Source organism: Pseudomonas sp. 1121_17, assembly GCF_052850745.1.
Genome location: NZ_VXCX01000006.1, coordinates 1 through 16221, shown reverse-complemented (window position 1 = coordinate 16221; position 16221 = coordinate 1). Strand labels below are relative to the sequence as shown.

Sequence of the window (16221 nt, the reverse complement as noted above, 5' to 3'; positions counted from 1 at the left end):
TCTGTCACCTGATTGACCCTGCGGGTCAGATATCCAGCGGGGTCACGCCCATGAAATGGCCGAGATTGCCCAACTGCGCCAGCGCCATCTCCGGGCCGGTCTGGATGGCGCAGCCCATGCCCCGGGCAAACGACAGGAACGGTGTGAACGCTGGCGCCGTGACTACGTCGGCGACCAGGGTGGTGTCGCGCAGGGTCTGCATCAGCGCGACCGGCAGTGGCATCGGCCCGTCGCCAGCAGCGCCCATGCCCACCGGCGAGGCGTTGACCACCAGATCGAATTCGGCCAGCGAGGCGGGGCTGGCGCTGATGGCGATATGCGGGAAGAAGGTGCGCAGCAGCTCAGCCAGCGCTTCGACACACTGGCCGTCGAGGTCGCTGATGGCCAACCGGGTCAGTCCGTCCTGGCACAGCGAATAGGCGATGGCGCTGCCAACGCCACCAGTGCCGATCACCAGTGCGTTTTTATCGCGCGGATCGAAGCCCTGCTTGCGCGCGGCATTGAGAAAGCCCTCGCCATCGACGATGTCGCCGAGCAAGCGGCCATCGGCTTCACGGCGAATCACGTTGACCGTGCCCAGCGCCTGGGAGCGTTCACTGAGGTCGTCCAGGCGGCTGGCTAGCTGCTGCTTGTAGGGCACAGTGACCACGCATCCGCGCAGGTTGTGCCAGCCGCGCAGCATCGTCACAAAGCCATCAAGGGCCGTGTGCTGCAGGTCGATGGCGAGCATGGCGGTGTCCTGACCTTGCTCGGCGAACCAGCGATTGAAGTTTTCCGGTGACTTCACCTGGGCAATAGGTGAGCCGACGATGGCGACCAGTTGGGTCGATCCCTTGATCATATGCAGCACTCGCTGGTTGGCTTTGTTGTGAGCCGATAGTGCGAGCTGCGGCTTGCAGCGACAATCAACGTGAATGCCAGATCGGTTGATAATCGCGCTGTCGATGCGATAATCGCACTCATCCTTCTAATGAGCGCAGGCGCCATGAAGCAGCCCACTATCCACTCGCGCGATCTGATCGTCGGGCTGCAAAAAGGCCTGGCGCTGATGCAGTTGTTTTCCCAGGACCACCCGCGCCTGAGCGTGCCCGAGGCGGCGCGGCTCGCCGACATGACCCATAGCGCCGCCCGGCGCTTCCTGCTGACCCTGGTGCATGACGACTATGCGCAAACCGATGGCCGCTATTACTGGCTGACTGCCAAAGCCCTGCGCATCGGCCAGGCTTACGTCGATTCGGCGGTTTTGCCGCGCATGCTGCGGCCGATCGTCGAGCAGGTCGCGCGAACCACTCAGGAGCATGTTTCGGTCGGGGTGCGTGATGGCGACGACATCGTGCATATCGTACGCAGCCGCTACAGCCACATCGCGTCGCTGTCGATCCGTCCAGGCTCGCGGGTGCCGATGTACTGCACCGGCAGCGGTCGGCTATGGCTGGCGAGCCTCGATGAAGAGGCGCTGGCGGGCTATTTTGCGCGTAACCCGCTGCGGGCGATTACCCCGTATACCTTGATCGACGAGACAGAGGTGCGCGCCCAGATCAACCTGGCACGCGAGCGCGGGTATGTCTTGCTGGATCAGGAATACGAGGTGGGGATGCGCGTGCTGAGCGTGCCGCTGATCGATCGGGAAGGACAGTTGCAGGCGGTCCTGACCATCACCACCCATGCCTCGCGGATGACCACCGAGCAGATGCGCGAACGCTATTTGTCGGCGTTGTATGAAGGGCAGGCGTTGTTGCGGCCGATCATGACCTTGTAGTTGAGGTCGGTTCGCCGCCGGCGCCTGAGCGATAGCGGCGAACGACCGTGTCAGTCAGCCTGTTCCTGGCGTAATCGCGCCAGCAGCGCCTCTGCCGTCGCTTCCGACGATGCCGGGTTCTGGCCGGTAATCAGGTTGCCGTCCTCGACCACGTAACTGGCCCAGTCGGCGGCTTTGGAGTAGTTGCCGCCTTTGGCCTTGAGCATGTCTTCGACCAGAAACGGCACCACCCTGGTCAGGCCGACGGCTTCTTCCTCGGAGTTGGTGAAGCCGGTCACGCGCTTGCCCTGGACGACCGGGCTGCCATCAGCTGCGTTGACGTTTTTCAGCACGCCTGGGGCATGGCACACGGCGGCTACCGGTTTGTTCGAGGCGTAAAAGGCCTCGATCAGGGTTTTCGAGTCGAGGTCTTCGGCCAGGTCCCACAGTGGGCCGTGGCCGCCTGGGTAGAACACTGCATCGAAGTCGTACGGGTCGATCTCGCCCAGCGGCAGGGTGTCGGCGAGTAGCGCTTGCGCTTTGCTGTCAGCGGCGAAGCGGCGGGTGGCTTCGGTTTGTGCGTCGGGTTCATCGCTTTTCGGGTCCAGTGGCGGCTGGCCGCCTTTAGGCGAGGCGAGGGTGACCTCGGCCTGGGCGTCGATGAAGGTGTAATAAGGGGCGGCGAACTCTTCCAGCCAGAAGCCGGTTTTCTTGCCGGTGTCGCCGAGTTGGTCGTGGGATGTCAGGACCATCAGAATCTTCATGTAAGGCTGTTCTCCAGGGCTGGGATGTGTAGGTGCATTTATTTCAGAGGCTTTGTTGGCGGATATGTTCACCCTGTTGTGGTGAGCTTATCCATTAATGATCGCTCGTGGCGTGCCAGAGCGGCCAACGACTCTGGCACCTCAAGCATCCACCCCACCGGCAATCGCAGACAAAGCCCTGAACGCATCACTGCCCAACGGCCGACTCAAGTAATACCCCTGACCTTCATCACACGCCACCGCCTGCAGCAGTTTCAGGTGATCCGCAGTTTCCACGCCTTCAGCGGTAACCGTGAGAGACAACGCCCGGCCCAAGCCAACGATGGCCTGAATGATCGCCTGATCACTTTCGTTGTTACTGTCGCTCTGGTCCAACCGACTAAGAAAGCTTCGGTCGATCTTCAAGCCATCGAACGGAAACGCGCGCAGATAGCTCAACGACGAATAACCCGTTCCAAAATCATCAAGGGCGATGCGCACGCCCAAGCGTTTAAGCGTGCGCATGATCTCCAGCGCACCCGCAGCATCGTCGAGCATGACCCCTTCGGTGATTTCCAGCTCAAGCCGAGCAGGGGCGATGTTGCTGGCGCTCAGCACATGCTGGATCCGCTCGATCAGGTTGCCGCGTTTGAATTCGGATGGCGACAGGTTGACCGATACAAACAGCTGCACGGGCCAGTTGGCGGCATTGCGGCAGGCCTGTTCGAGCACCCAGTTGCTCAACGCCAGGATCAACCCAGACTCTTCTGCAATCGGCACGAACACATCCGGCGCGATCTGCCCGCGCTGCGGATGCTGCCAGCGCACCAGGGCCTCGGCGCCGACCATCTGGCCATCGGCGATGCGGTAGCGGGGTTGGAAGTGCAGCTCCAGCTCGCCGTTCTTGATGGCCTGGCGCAGGTCGCTTTCCAGGCGTCTGCGCTCGATGATCCGTGCGTTCATGTCGCCGGCATAGAAGCGCCAGGTATTGCGCCCGCCGCTCTTGGCTTCATACAGGGCGATGTCGGCATAGCGCAGTAGCGCGGTCGCTTCGCAGGCATCGTGCGGGGCCATGGCAATGCCGATGCTAGCACTGATGAACACCTCCTGGTCTTCGATCGCGATCGGCATTTCGATGGAGGCGATCAGCCGCCGGCACAGGGTTTCGACCTCTTCCTGAGAACTGACATCGGTCACGATCAGGACGAATTCGTCGCCGCCCACCCGCGCCACCAGGTCGGCATGGCGCACGCAATCGGCCAGGCGACTGGACACTTCATTAAGTACCCGATCACCGGCGGCATGGCCGAGCAGGTCGTTCACCGGTTTGAAACGGTCCAGGTCCAGGCAGAGCATCACCAGCGGCTGCTCGACAGTGGGCTGGGCCTTCAGCTTGCCGTCGAGGAAGGCCTGCAGGCGGGTGCGGTTGGGCAGCCCGGTCAAGGCATCGTGTTGAGACAGGAACTCGATACGCCGGCGCGCTTCGACTTCTTCGGTGACATCGGTAGCGGTGCCGCGCACGCCGCCGTCGCGCAAGGTGCGTGCTGACAGGCGGGTAATCCGTGCTTGCCCGCGGGCATCCAGATAGCGGCATTGCACACTGATCTCGGGGCGGCGGTTGGGAATGCTCAGCCACTGCGAAAGCAGCCCTAACTCGGTGGTCAGCAGGTCGTCGATGTTGGCGCCCAGCCAGGTGTCGCTGGACAGTCCAGTCACGCCCTGGAAACGCTCGGACAGGTAAGTGAAACGCAGGGCCGCGTCGATCTCCCAGATCCAGTCGGAACTGGCTTCGGCAACATCGCGAAAGCGCGCCTCGCTGGTGGCCAGGGCGGCCTGACTGCGTTTCAGCGATGCGATGCTTGCGTCCAGCGCCTGGGCGGCGACGGTGGTGCGGCGCAGGATCACCCAGGTCATCAGCACCACCAGCAAGGCGGCCAGGCCGATCAGCGGCAGACCACCGGCCAGCAGGCGCCAACCCGGCTGAGCTGGGGTCCATTGCAGGGTGCCTCCGTCATCGGCCAGCGTTACTACGCTATCAGCGGAATGCTGGCCATGGCTTGCTACACGCAGCTGAGCTACGCCGAAGTCGGTACCCAGGGCAGCCAGTTTTTTCGGCTCCAACACATCGACAAAGATCAGCACCGAGTGTGCTCGGTTGTCTGGCGTGACGGTGGGATCGGTGCCTGGAGTGATGGCCGCTGCGGCAATCACTGCGGGCGCACCGTCAACATTGATATAGCGGGTAACGGAGGTTTGCGCCTCGGCACCGGCCCGGGCCGCGTCGGCGATGCCGGCAATGGGCTGACGCAGCCAGTCGCTGGCTTCTTCACTGCGCTGTTTGCCATCGATTACCGAATACACCGTGCGGTTCTGGTCATCGACCACGAACAGCCCCTGAAAGCCGAAGTCGTCGTACAGCGTCGGGCCGATATTCTGATTGATGTAGGCCCAGTCAATGTCGACCTCGGCGTGCAAATGGCGGTAGGCATCGCCCCAGAAGGCATAATCCTGAACCGTTACGGCCAAGGATTTTTCCAGCGACTGCACCGCCTTGCGCACGTAGAAGGCATTTTTTTCCTGCTCAGTGCGGTCGAGATCCTGCGCCAGATAGACCAGCGAAATGCCGGCGAGCAAAAACACGCCAGCGAGCAGCGCAACGAATTTGAAAAGTGGCTCACTGGCCAACCGTACGCTGGAAAGGCTGACAGCATTGGAAGAGCTGTTGGACATGGATTACTGTGCTCGAAAGGGCTCATGGAGGCTATCGGCTGCGTGAACTCGAGGATGAGGAGTGGCAGGCAGTTCCCGATGAACTGTCTATCGGTTGGCGCAGTTCATGACTTACCAACTGATCGGCTTGCCATCCCAGGCCCAGAAACTACCGCTCTGCTCGGGCCCATGCTGGCGTGCCAGGCCGAGGATGCGCTGGGCGGCAAATTCAGTCGTGAATAGCTGCTCGGCGGGCACATTGGCCTGAAAGGGCCGGGACAGCTGCGTGTCAGTGGTGCCAGGGTGCACCAGCAATACGGTGGATGCCGGGTTGATTCGCCGCAGTTCGATGCTGGCGGTGCGCAGCAATTGATTAAGGGCGGCTTTGCTGGCGCGGTAGCTGTACCAGCCGCCAAGCTGGTTGTCGTCGATCGAACCGACCCGTGCCGACAGCGCAACGAAAGTTGCCGCTTGCTTGCGCAGCATTGGCAGCAAGTGCTTGAGCAGCAAGACGGGAGCAAAGGCATTGGTCGCGAATGTAGCTTGCAGGCCGCTGAGATCGAGTTGCGTCAGGCTCTTTTCGGCGCGGGCGCCGTCCTGCTGAAGAATACCCAGAGTGCTGATCACCAGGTGCAAGTGTTGGCAGCTCGCGCCAACTTCGCGTGCCAACTGCGCCAGCGCCTGCTCATCGCGGGCATCGCAGTCAAACCGCAGCAGGCGTTGGCCATGCTCCTGGGCCAATGCCTCCAGCTCCGCGCTGGTACTGGCCTGCCGCGCTACCGCGTATACCCGCTCGACGTCAGGGTGGGCGAGCAGGCTTTGACACAGAGCCAGGCCAATGCCTTGGCTGGCGCCGCAGATCAGTGTATTGGCAGGGGCGGCGAGCGCGGGAATCAGCTTCATCGACTACCTCGAAAACGCAAAAAACGGCCGTCCGAGGACGACCGTTCTGGGTTACGTTGACGACACTATCAGTGTTTGTCCACTGCGTTCTTCACATCGCCCACCACTTGCTGGGCTTCACCTTTCTTCTCCTGAACCTTGCCTTTGACTTCCAGTTCAGTGTTGTCGGTGGCCTTGCCAACGGCTTGTTTTACTTTACCAACAGCTTCGTTGGCCATGCCTTTGATTTTGTCAGAAGTACCGCTCATGGACGTTCTCCTAGCTCAATAGTATGTGTGTAGTCGACATCTTTAATGACCGCTTGCCGCTTTCAACAGTTGCACCTCCCGCCGAAAATAACTCGGTTTCATCTTCTATATCGCTGGCACAACAGGCTGAGCAACAAGCCCGCGAAGCAGCTGACGTAGCCGCCAAGAACCTGTCCAAAGCAGCCTGGGGCACCTTGATCACCCTGCTTATCAGTGGCGCGCTGAGCTTTGCTATCGGTCGCTTTGCGCTGACCAGCCGTAACCGCCGGATCGCAACGCTGCGCTGATTAATTGACGGCAATGAAAGCACAGCCGCAGCGAGGCCATTGTCTGGGCCCGCGACCGGCGCCTGTTCGTGCGCCAGGGTTGAACGTTGGCAGGCGCGCGGGTCTCTAACGGTACGCATTGATCACTGGAGAGGTACTGACGATGAACCCAGCAACGGAAGGTTTGGAAGAACAGGGGCCCAGCGGTGTGCCGTTCATCAACGACCCGCAAAAGCCTGCCAACCATGGCCACACCGAGGTGGTTGAGGAACAGGAAGTTATCGATCCGGTCGAGCCAGAAGAGGCCGACTGATGGCCGCGCCAACCACACCTGATGGTCGTTATTTCGTGATCGATGGGGTGCTCTGGCGCTGCTCCAATCCCAGCCTGGCCGAGCCAGAGCGGCAACGCCTGGTGAATGAGCTGATGAGCGCTCGGCGCGCTGTGAAAACGGCCAAGGGCGCTGACGATGCAGAGGCACTACGCGAGGCCCGAGCAGGCGTGCAGGCGGCCAAGGTAGCCTTGGGCGAACGCGGCCCGGTGTGGTGGGACGATGGCAGTGCCGACTTCAATCGGCACAAGGTCCGTAACACACCCTATGCGCAGTGGTATGAGGGTTTGCAGACCTGAGCAAGCGGCTATCGCGGGCCAGGACGGCCCGCGACAATTGCGCTATGGCACCTCAGTGATGCTGGAGCGCGGCGCGTACTTCACGGACCTGTGCCGCAGTCACCTTCGAGGCCTGGTTCGACCAGCCATGGCGCAGGAAGCTCGCCAGCTCAGCCACTTCAGCATCGTCCATGCGCTCGGCAAAGCCGGGCATCGGCAGCACCGAAGGGGCACGTTCGGTGGACGGCGTCATGGCACCCGCGAGGATTACCTGGATCAGCGCCGACGGGTTCTCGGCATTGACCACCGAAGCACCGTCAAGCCGCGGGAATACCTGCTCGGCGCCCTGGCCGGTGACAAAGTGACACGCGCCACAGTTGTCCAGGTACAGCCGCTGACCCAGATCCAGGTCCTTGGCCGCCGTCAGTTTGGCGATGGTGGCCTGGCTGCGCTGCGGGGCGTGTTGATACTCACCTTTACCGGTGCCCTCCAGCGATTTGAGATAGACGGCCATCGCCAGCAGGTCCTCGTCGCTCATGTGCGAGGTACTGTTGGCGACCACATCCTTCATCTCGCCCGCCACGGCGGCGATGCTGTTGCGCCCGCTACCCAGGTAATCGACGATCTGCTGCTCGCTCCAGTGCGGCATGCCGCGCAATGCCGGTACCGCCCAGCCATTGAGTTCAGCGCCACTCAGATAGCTGCCAGTGCGCTCGTCCAGGCCTTGCTCCTGCATGGTCAGTGCCCGTGGCGTGTGGCATGAGCCACAGTGGCCGAGGCCCTGAACCAGGTAGGCGCCGCGCTGTAGTTGGGCATCGTCAATGCTCACGGCGTCGGCCGCAGCAGTTTCGGGCGTAGGCGAGAACAGCGCGCGCCAGTACGCCAGCGGCCAGCGGATCGACAGCGGCCAGGCAATGCCGTTGGCTTTGTTGGCTTGTTCCACCGGCGCCACACCCTTCATGAAGTAGGCATACAGCGCTTGCAGGTCGGCATCGCTGACCTTGGCATAGGACGGGTAGGGCATCGCCGGATACAGCGCGCTGCCGTCATGGCCGATACCGCGGCGCATGGCCCGTTCGAACTCACCGTAGCTCCAGGCGCCGATACCGGTCTTGTGGTCGGGGGTGATGTTAGTCGAATAGATGGTGCCGATTGGCGAGGCAATGCCCAGGCCCCCGGCGAACGCCTTGCCGCCATCGTGGCTGGTGTGGCAGGCCACGCAGTCGCCCACCCGGGCCAGGTAGGCGCCCTTGTCGATCAATTGTTCGGTGATCGGCTGTGGCATCTGCGCGCTGGCGTCGCCGGAGCGGTTCAGCCACAGGCTCACGGCCCAGGCCACCAACGCCAGCAGGGCCGCGAGCAGGAGCAGACGGATCAGGGTCGATTTCATCGAAGCGCTCCTCATGCCTGCACCAGCGGGCCAGGGTTTTTCAGGTACTGGTCCTTGATCGCCTGGGCGGCGAACAGGGTCAGCGCGCCGATCAGCGCGGTCGGGTTGGCCTGGAAGTTCTGCGGGAAGGCGTTGCCGCCGGGCACGAATACGTTATGCACGTCCCAGCTCTGCAGATAGCGGTTGAGCGCGCTGGTCTCGGGCGAGTCGCCCATGATCGCGCCGCCGACGTTGTGGGTGGAGACGTACTTGGTGATGTCCCAGTGCGAATCCATGTCCAGGTAGCTTTCGCTGACGCTGTCGGGGTTGAGCTCCTTGGTGATGTCGCCAACGATGCCACGCAGGTGCTGCTGCAGTTTCAGCTCGTTGGGCTTCCAGTCGAAGGTGATCCGCAACAGCGGCTGGCCCCACGGGTCCTTGTAGGTCGGGTCGAGGTCCAGGTAGTGCTCGCGATAGGACATGCAGCCGGTAGAGATGCTGACCTTCATCGAATGGCCGTACCAGTCCTGCATGCCTTCTTTCCAGCCCTGGCCCCACTCAGGGGTGCCGGCGGGCAGGGCGGTGCCGATTGGCGTGCCGGTGGCCTGCGAGCTGTGGATCTTGGCGCCGCCGATCACGCCCAGTGCCGGGCCGTCGAAGTTGCCCGGCGAGATGTCGTTGAACATCTGCCCGGTGGCGCCGGCGGTGGCGAACGGGTTGAAGGTCTTGTCCTTGAAGAACAGGGTGCTGCCGCCAACGCTGAGGAAGGCATAGTTGCGGCCGATGGTGCCCTTGCCGGTCAGCGGGCTGTACGGCTGGCCGATGCCCGACAGCAGCATCAGGCGCACGTTGACGAACTGGAAGCCCGCCAGCACGACGATCTTGGCCGGCTGGAACACTTCGTTGCCCTGGCCATCGGCATAGGTCACGCCCTTGGCAGTCTTGCCGTCGGCGTGCAGCTCAACCCGCAGGACGTTGGCGTTGGTGCGGTAATCGAAGTTGTCCATGCGCTTGAGGGAGTCCATCACCGCGGTTTGCGGCGAGGCCTTGGAGTAGTTCAGGCACGGGTACTTGCTGCAATAACCGCAGTAGTTGCACGGCGCAATCTGGTTGCCGTAAGGGTTTTTCCAGGCCCGCGACACGTTCGCCGAGGGATTGGGGAACGGGTGATAACCCAGCTTGCGTGCGGCTTCGGCGAACATCGTGTTGTTCAGCGTGTCTTCCAGCGCCGGCAGCGGGAAGGGGCTCGAGCGTGGCCCTTCGAACGGGTCGCCGCCTTCGACGATGCGCCCCTGCAGGTTGCCGGTATTGCCCGACAGGCCGCAGATCTTGTCGAATTTATCCAGGTACGGCTCGATTTCTTCCCAGGTGAACGGGTAGTCCTGGATCTGCATACCTTCACCCAGCACGCCGGGTTTGTAGGCCTGGTCGGCGTAGGTCTTGAGCTTGATGTCGGTCGGCGTTGGCCGGATCAGCACGCCGGTCCAGTGCAGGCCCGAGCCGCCGACGCCGGTGCCGGGCACGAATGCGCCCCACTGGCGAGTCGGCAGAGCGGTGCTCTGCATGTTGTGGCGCACGGTGAGGGCGCCGTCCTTGGGCGTGACCATGATCTTGTTGCGCACGCCGTAAGCGTACTGGTCGGCGGGCTTGGGGTAGGTGAAGTCAGCATTGCTGCGGTCTTCGCCACGTTCCAGGGCGCGCACCTTGAGGCCGGCCTGGGCGAGCTCGATGCTCATCAGCGAGCCGGCCCAACCGAGGCCGACCACGACTACATCGACTTCGTCATTGGTAATGTTTGGCATAGGTAACCTTGAATGCTCTGTCGCTTGGCGAAGGGTTCAACCGCGCTGGCCGGTCAGGCTGACCGGGCCGAGAGGGTAGGGGACGTTGTGCTGGGCTACCCATTCCAGGTAGCTGGCACGTGCGCCGGGGAAGCCGATCGCAATCCACGCCTTCATGCCTTTGTTGCCGCCGTAGATCGGGTCGGCAAGCCAGCCCTGGCGGGTGATGTTGAGCAGTTCGCTGAACAGCAGCTTGGCCTTGAGCACAGGCTCGCCGTGGGCAGCAAAGTCGACCTGGTCGTTCTGCATCTGCTTGAGCACCTGCTCGCGATCGCTCAGGGACAGCAGGGCAAAGTACTGGCCGTATTTGGCCTGGCACCAGCCTTCGAGCGCGGCGATGCCCTGGCGGTAGATCTGCTGCGCAGTGAACGGCAGCTGGTAGCCGAGGGTGGCCGGCGCGTTGACGTCGAACGGGCCCTCAAGGTACACCTCGCTACCCAGGTCGCCGGCCAGTTGCTGGTCGATGAAGATCGGCACGTTGGTCTCCAGCGCACCGGGGCCGCGGCCATCAGCAGGGATCAAGCGGTCGCAGGCAGCCAGGATGAAGGTCCATTCGGCTGCAGTGAAAAAGATCGGCGAGTAGCTGTCCAGGCTCGGCGCGGCCAGCTCGGCGGCGGCAGCGGCGCTCAGGCCGTTGAGGGCGATGCCCATGGCGGGCAAGGCGATCAGCGAGGACAGCAGAAACTTTCTTCGCGATGTTTGCGTGGCAATCAGCATGCGGGTTCACCTATGACTATTCACGAGGAACCCGAGATGTATCCGGTAATCCGTTACCTGTAGAAGCCGCGATAGTCTCAGATGAGATAGCGCTATCTTTCAGCGTGCCTGGTCAGGCGTTACAGCAAAAACGGCTCTACGAAGTGTGGGGAGACTGAATTGGGCGCTGCTCTTATATGAAGCCTGGCAGTCGCGTGGCTTGAATGACCGACCCTCTCGAGGGCGTCATTTGGCCTGATTTGGACATCACGGGTAGCGAGAAGCATAGCAAGCTACCGAGTCTGTTACAAAACATTTCTCGTCGGATGTCAATGTCGCTATCGTCGCAGGCCCTCAATGCACCAGCTGAGTGATGCATGCCGGTCGCGAGAGCTGCCTGGCCGCTTCATTCAGGGCTGGATACGGCGGCCTCAGCTGCTTCGGCGGCGGCTTTCAGACGGTCAGCCTTGCAGATGTACTTGGGTTTTTTCGGGGCGAGTTTGGCGTTGGCTTTTTGCGCCTTGGCCTTGAACAACTGTTGCAGTTTTTTCTGGCGGTTCATGTGCTTCTACCTGCGAGTGGACGCCGGCATGATATCGCGATTTCGGCTCGCGCGTGTACGCCGGCTGCCCGGTGCACAGAGCGATTGACGCGCAAACCTCAGGGAATCAAACGTGCCTCTCGCAATTGATCAAACACCTCGAAAAACGCCCGATCACTTGCTTGATAGGCACTGAAGCCCAGCAGCCGACTCTTGGTCATGTCGGTCACGACTTCGATCGGCCGGCCGAGGTCGGCATCGGTGTGCCAGGGCGAGACCAGGCGGCTGATGTCGGCTTCCTTGAGGCCATGCTCGGCGACGATCTGGCTCCACAGCGCCTGGTCATGGGCCATCTGCGCCTCCAGCGGCGCCGGCGACTCGGGGAAGGGCGCGGGTGTGAGGCCGAAGTACTTGGCAATCCGGCCCCACATCCACTGCCAGCGGAACACATCGCCATTGGTGATGTTGAACGCCTGATTGGCGGCTTCAGGGGTAGTCGCCGCCCATAGTTGCTGCTGCGCGAGCTGGCGGGCGTCAGTCATGTCGGTCAGGCTCTGCCACTGCACGCGCGAGCCGGGGAACACGAACGGGCGGCCGCTTTGCTTGCAGATGCTGGCGTATACGGCGAGGGTGGTTGCCATGTTCATCGCATTGCCGACGGCCACGCCGGTGACGGTGTGCGGGCGGTGGACGCTCCAGGTGAAACCATCGCGCTCGGCAGCGGCAAACAGTTCGTCTTCCTGGGCGTAGTAGAAGTTCTCGACATCCAGCCGGCCTTGTTCCTCACGAAACGGCGTCTGCGGCAGGCTGCCCTTGCCATAGGACTCGAAGGGGCCAAGGTAGTGTTTCAAGCCGGTGACCAAGGCGACGTGTTTGACACTGCCTGCCGGGCGCAGCGCTGCGAGCACATTGCGCACCATGGCGCCATTGACGCGGATGTTTTCCGCTTCGCTGGCCTGGCGCGACCAGGTGGTGATGAATACGTGGGTGGGCTTGAGGTCGGCCAGCGCCGCCTGCAGCGAGGCAGGGTCTTGCAGGTCTGCGGCCACCGGGATGATCCCCGGCGCCGCCGTTGGCGTCCGCGAGAGCGCTGCCACCTGCCAGTGATTGTCGAGCAAAAGCTGGGTGATGGCGCTGCCGACGATGCCGCTGGCGCCGACTACCAATGCTGTCTGGGTCATGATGTTCTCCTCAAGTAATGGTTTTCTGAGCAGGCCAGCACGCCAGAGGTTCAAGCCGATCTGTGTTCGATTCAGCCGCTGGCCCGAGCGGCGCGCAGGGTCAGCAGCGCTGACAGGACCAGCAGTGCGGCGCTGGCAAAGAATGTCAGCCGATAGCCACTGCTGTCGAAGAGTAGCCCGCCTGCGGTCGAGCCGAGTGCGATGGACAACTGGATCACCGCCACCATCAGCCCGCCGCCGGCTTCTGCATCATTGGGCAGCGACTCGGCCAGCCAAGCCCACCAGCCCACCGGTGCAGCAGTGGCAAACAGGCCCCACAGGGCGAGCAGGGCGAACACAGCGGATACCGAAGTGCCGAACATGACCAGGCCTACGCCGATGACGGCCATCAACATGGGGATGACGATCAATGGCTGGTACAGGTTGCGCTTGAGGAAGGCACCGATCAGCACTGTGCCGATAAAGCCCGAGACGCCCAGGCCAAGCAGGATCATCGACAAGGTGGTCACATTTACCCGGCTGACGCTTTCCAGAAAGGGCCGCACGTAGGTGAACAGCATGAACTGGCCCATGAAGAACACGCCGACAGCGAGCATGCCCAGTATCACGATGGGCCTTTTCAATAGCGCCAGGACGCTGCCCGACGAGCCAGCTCGCTCATGCGTCGGCATCGACGGCAGGCTCAACCATTGCCAGACCAGCGCGATCAATGCCACCGGCACCAGGCAATAGAATGCGCCGCGCCAGCCGATGACACCACCAAGATAGCTGCCTAATGGCGCGGCAATGACAGTGGCCAGCGCATTGCCGCTATTGAAGATGACCAGCGCCTTGGGCACGCTGGCCTTGGGCACCAGACGCATGGCAACCGCCGCAGACATCGACCAGAAGCCGCCGATGACCACGCCGATCAGGGCACGGCCGAGCATGTAGGCGCTGTAGTTGCTGGCCGAGCCGACAATCAGCCCAGATACGCACATCACTGCGGTCAATAACAGCAGCAGGGTCTTGCGGTCGAGCGAGCCGGCCAGCCTGGCGATGGTCAGGCTACTCAGCACGGCGAATGCGCCGGAGATGGCAATGCCGTAGCCGGCCAGCCCTTCGCTGACGCTCAGGTCGCGAGCGATTGGCGTAAGCAGGCTTACCGGCATGAACTCGGAGGCAATCAGCGCGAACACGCACAGGGTCATGGCAAAGATGCCGCTCCAGTAAGCGGGCGCACTGCTCTGGCCCTCGTTGCGGTGAATACCCGGCGAGGCCTCGATGGTTGGGCTGGACATAATAGATTCCGTTTTTGAAGGACAATGCAGCTGACGTGTCGTGGTTTAAATCTTGACTGATAGAGCGTCTGCTGATTAGTAGAGGGAATCTGAATGTGGTTGTGAGAAAATCTCAGCAATGAAGCACGCCAAGATCAACGACCTGCAGGCGTTCATCGCTGTCGCCCAGGAACAGAGTTTTACCAAGGCAGCGGCCCAGCTGGGCGTCACGCCGTCGGCGTTGAGCCATGCGATGCGTGTGTTGGAGCAGCGCCTGGGCGTGCGGTTGCTGGCCAGGACTACCCGCAATGTCGCGCCCACCGAGGCCGGGCAGCGCTTGCTGCAGTCGCTGGCGCCGCTGTTCGAGCAGATCGCCGAGCAGGTCGAGGCGCTCGGCGAGCTGCGCGACAAGCCTGCCGGGACTCTGCGCATCACCTGCACCGATGACGCCATCGATCTGTACATCCGGCCCAAGCTGAAGACCTTTCTGCAGGCCTACCCCGATATCACTCTGGAGCTGATGGTCGACTACGGCTTCACCAATGTGGTCGAGCAGCGCTTCGACGCCGGGATCAGAATGGGCGAGTCGATCAGCAAGGACATGATCGCCGTGCGCATCAGCCCTGACTGGCGCCTTGCGGTGGTTGCTTCACCCGAGTATTTCGCCGCTCACGGCATACCGCAGACGCCACACCAGCTAACTGAGCACCACTGCCTGAATATCCGCCACCGTCCTGCTGGATCGATCTATGCGTGGGAGTTCGAGAAGGATGGCCAGGCCTTTACCGTGAAGGGCGAGGGCCAGTTGGTGGTCAACAGCATCATGCACGTGCTCAACAGCGCGGTTGACGGTATCGGCCTTGGCTACGTGCCGTACGCGCTGGCGGCGCCACTGATCGCTGAGGGGCGCTTGCAGGAAGTGCTGGCGGACTGGTGCCCGTACTTTCAGGGCTTTCACCTTTATTACCCGAATCGGCGCCAGCCCTCGCCAGCATTTACCGCCTTTGTCGAGGCGATGCGCTATCGCCCGTAGCTCAGGTGAGCGCCGGTTCGACTGGTTCGATCGCCCGGCCCAGCTGCATTGCCTGCGCCTGCAAGATACGCATCAACTGCAGCGTGGCCTGGGCCGGTGGCTCGAAGCGCGAGTAGACAAAGCTGATATCGAAGCTGATCTCATCACTTAGCGGCACAGTTTTGAGGCCGCTGTCCTGGGCGACGAACTCGTCGATGATGGTCATGCCCATGCCTTGCTTGACCAGTGCCACGGCCTCCACTGCATTGGTGAACGACAACAGCGAATCAAGCTGCACGCCGCAGCGGCTGAAGGCCTCGCCGAGCAATTGACCGAAGGCCATGTCCGGGCGGAACAGCAGCAGGGGATGGCCCTGCAGTTGTTGCAATGACAGGGATGGGTGATGCGCCAACGGGTGGTCGAACGGCATCAGCGCAACCATGCGCCCGCGCATGTAGGGCACCGAGTGCAGGTGGTCGTGCGGCAGCGGCAGGGCGGCGATGGCCAGGTCGACCTTTTTCGACAGGATCTGATTGGCCATCTCTACCATGAGCGTGGTTTGCCATTCGATGTTCAGCCCCGGTACCTCGCGCTTGAGCTGGGCCAGCGCTGCCGGGATCAACACGGTCGACAGCGAGGCACTGCAGCACAGGCGCAAGGTGCGCTGGGCACCGCTGGCCAGTGCCAGCGCACAGTCGTTGACCACCAACGCCGCTTGGTACACCCGCTCGACTTCACGATAGAGGACCTGCGCCTCGCCGGTCGGTACCAGGCGATTGTTGATTCGTTCGAACAAGCGGTAGCCCAGGCGCCCTTCGATGTAGCCCATGAGCTTGCTCACCGCTGGTTGCGAGACATAGAGCAGCTTGGCCGCGGCGCTGATCGAGCCGGTCAGCATCACCGCGCGGAATACTTCCATGTGCCGCAGCTTGAACAGCATGGGGTCTGCGGGCGGTCTGCCTGAAGGCATTGGCATTACCTCTGGTTATGGTCTTGCTCATTTGGGTATGAGCGCTGGTGGACGCTACGCAGTATTGTTCGAATCAGTCAGTTGGAGGTTTTTGGAATGTGCGTCTGGTCGGAGAATGTCGGGGGCTGCTTTGCAG

17 protein-coding genes are annotated in these 16221 nt (G+C 62.2%); 5 read left to right on the top strand and 12 right to left on the bottom strand.

Annotated elements, in window-relative coordinates:
• Positions 1–25: 25 nt before the first annotated feature.
• A complete protein-coding gene (locus FW789_RS13255) occupies positions 26–841 on the bottom strand; it encodes a shikimate dehydrogenase family protein (RefSeq protein WP_446431552.1) in 816 nt (271 codons plus the stop codon).
• A gap of 144 nt (positions 842–985) precedes the next feature.
• Here FW789_RS13255 and FW789_RS13250 point away from each other — a divergent pair, with 144 nt between their 5' ends.
• A complete protein-coding gene (locus FW789_RS13250) occupies positions 986–1759 on the top strand; it encodes an IclR family transcriptional regulator domain-containing protein (RefSeq protein ID WP_103437030.1) in 774 nt (257 codons plus the stop codon).
• A gap of 50 nt (positions 1760–1809) precedes the next feature.
• Here FW789_RS13250 and FW789_RS13245 read toward each other — a convergent pair whose 3' ends face one another.
• The 4 genes from FW789_RS13245 to FW789_RS13230 all read right to left on the bottom strand — a co-directional run bounded on the left by FW789_RS13245 (position 1810) and on the right by FW789_RS13230 (position 6341).
• The gene (locus FW789_RS13245; protein ID WP_411561818.1) at positions 1810–2502 is read right to left on the bottom strand and encodes a type 1 glutamine amidotransferase domain-containing protein; all 693 of its coding nucleotides are present in this window, start codon (positions 2500–2502) and stop codon (positions 1810–1812) included.
• Positions 2503–2643: 141 nt separating this feature from the next.
• Positions 2644–5211, bottom strand: coding sequence for a bifunctional diguanylate cyclase/phosphodiesterase (locus FW789_RS13240; protein WP_207073299.1), 2568 nt, complete (start codon positions 5209–5211; stop codon positions 2644–2646).
• Between the two features lie 111 nt (positions 5212–5322).
• Complete coding sequence (locus tag FW789_RS13235; protein WP_446431551.1) at positions 5323–6093, bottom strand: SDR family NAD(P)-dependent oxidoreductase; 771 nt, start codon at positions 6091–6093, stop codon at positions 5323–5325.
• Between the two features lie 68 nt (positions 6094–6161).
• Positions 6162–6341 carry a CsbD family protein gene (locus FW789_RS13230; RefSeq protein ID WP_181108408.1) on the bottom strand — a complete coding sequence of 60 codons (180 nt, stop codon included), beginning with the start codon at positions 6339–6341 and terminating at the stop codon, positions 6162–6164.
• 23 nt (positions 6342–6364) lie between these two features.
• Between FW789_RS13230 and FW789_RS13225 the strand changes: the two genes are divergently transcribed.
• The 3 genes from FW789_RS13225 (at position 6365) to FW789_RS13215 (ending at position 7237) form a co-directional block, all read left to right on the top strand.
• Positions 6365–6628, top strand: a complete 264-nt coding sequence (locus FW789_RS13225; protein ID WP_446431550.1) for a hypothetical protein — start codon at positions 6365–6367, stop codon at positions 6626–6628.
• 142 nt (positions 6629–6770) lie between these two features.
• Entirely contained in the window at positions 6771–6920 is a 150-nt protein-coding gene (locus FW789_RS13220; RefSeq protein ID WP_207073416.1) for a hypothetical protein, read from the top strand.
• Positions 6920–7237 carry a hypothetical protein gene (locus FW789_RS13215; RefSeq protein ID WP_446431549.1) on the top strand — a complete coding sequence of 106 codons (318 nt, stop codon included), beginning with the start codon at positions 6920–6922 and terminating at the stop codon, positions 7235–7237. The genes FW789_RS13220 and FW789_RS13215 overlap by 1 nt, the downstream gene beginning before the upstream one ends.
• A gap of 52 nt (positions 7238–7289) precedes the next feature.
• On the opposite strand, the gene FW789_RS13210 is transcribed toward FW789_RS13215, so the two are convergent.
• The 6 genes from FW789_RS13210 to FW789_RS13185 form a co-directional block, all read right to left on the bottom strand.
• Entirely contained in the window at positions 7290–8606 is a 1317-nt protein-coding gene (locus FW789_RS13210) for a c-type cytochrome (protein WP_446431548.1), read from the bottom strand.
• A gap of 11 nt (positions 8607–8617) precedes the next feature.
• On the bottom strand, positions 8618–10387 hold the full coding sequence (locus tag FW789_RS13205) for a GMC family oxidoreductase (protein WP_150569511.1): 1770 nt from the start codon (positions 10385–10387) through the stop codon (positions 8618–8620).
• A 36-nt stretch (positions 10388–10423) separates the two neighbouring features.
• Positions 10424–11143: a gluconate 2-dehydrogenase subunit 3 family protein gene (locus FW789_RS13200; protein ID WP_446431547.1), complete on the bottom strand. Its 720-nt coding sequence runs from the start codon at positions 11141–11143 to the stop codon at positions 10424–10426.
• A 385-nt stretch (positions 11144–11528) separates the two neighbouring features.
• Entirely contained in the window at positions 11529–11684 is a 156-nt protein-coding gene (locus tag FW789_RS13195; protein WP_101318684.1) for a DUF2986 domain-containing protein, read from the bottom strand.
• A gap of 98 nt (positions 11685–11782) precedes the next feature.
• Positions 11783–12844, bottom strand: coding sequence for an SDR family oxidoreductase (locus FW789_RS13190; RefSeq protein WP_446431546.1), 1062 nt, complete (start codon positions 12842–12844; stop codon positions 11783–11785).
• Positions 12845–12915: 71 nt separating this feature from the next.
• The gene (locus FW789_RS13185) at positions 12916–14124 is read right to left on the bottom strand and encodes an MFS transporter (RefSeq protein WP_446431545.1); all 1209 of its coding nucleotides are present in this window, start codon (positions 14122–14124) and stop codon (positions 12916–12918) included.
• A gap of 118 nt (positions 14125–14242) precedes the next feature.
• Here FW789_RS13185 and FW789_RS13180 point away from each other — a divergent pair, with 118 nt between their 5' ends.
• The gene (locus FW789_RS13180) at positions 14243–15136 is read left to right on the top strand and encodes a LysR family transcriptional regulator (RefSeq protein WP_103437041.1); all 894 of its coding nucleotides are present in this window, start codon (positions 14243–14245) and stop codon (positions 15134–15136) included.
• Position 15137: 1 nt separating this feature from the next.
• Here FW789_RS13180 and FW789_RS13175 read toward each other — a convergent pair whose 3' ends face one another.
• Positions 15138–16085 (bottom strand): LysR family transcriptional regulator, encoded by a 948-nt coding sequence (locus FW789_RS13175; RefSeq protein ID WP_207073294.1) that lies wholly within the window; start codon positions 16083–16085, stop codon positions 15138–15140.
• Positions 16086–16221: the final 136 nt, after the last annotated feature.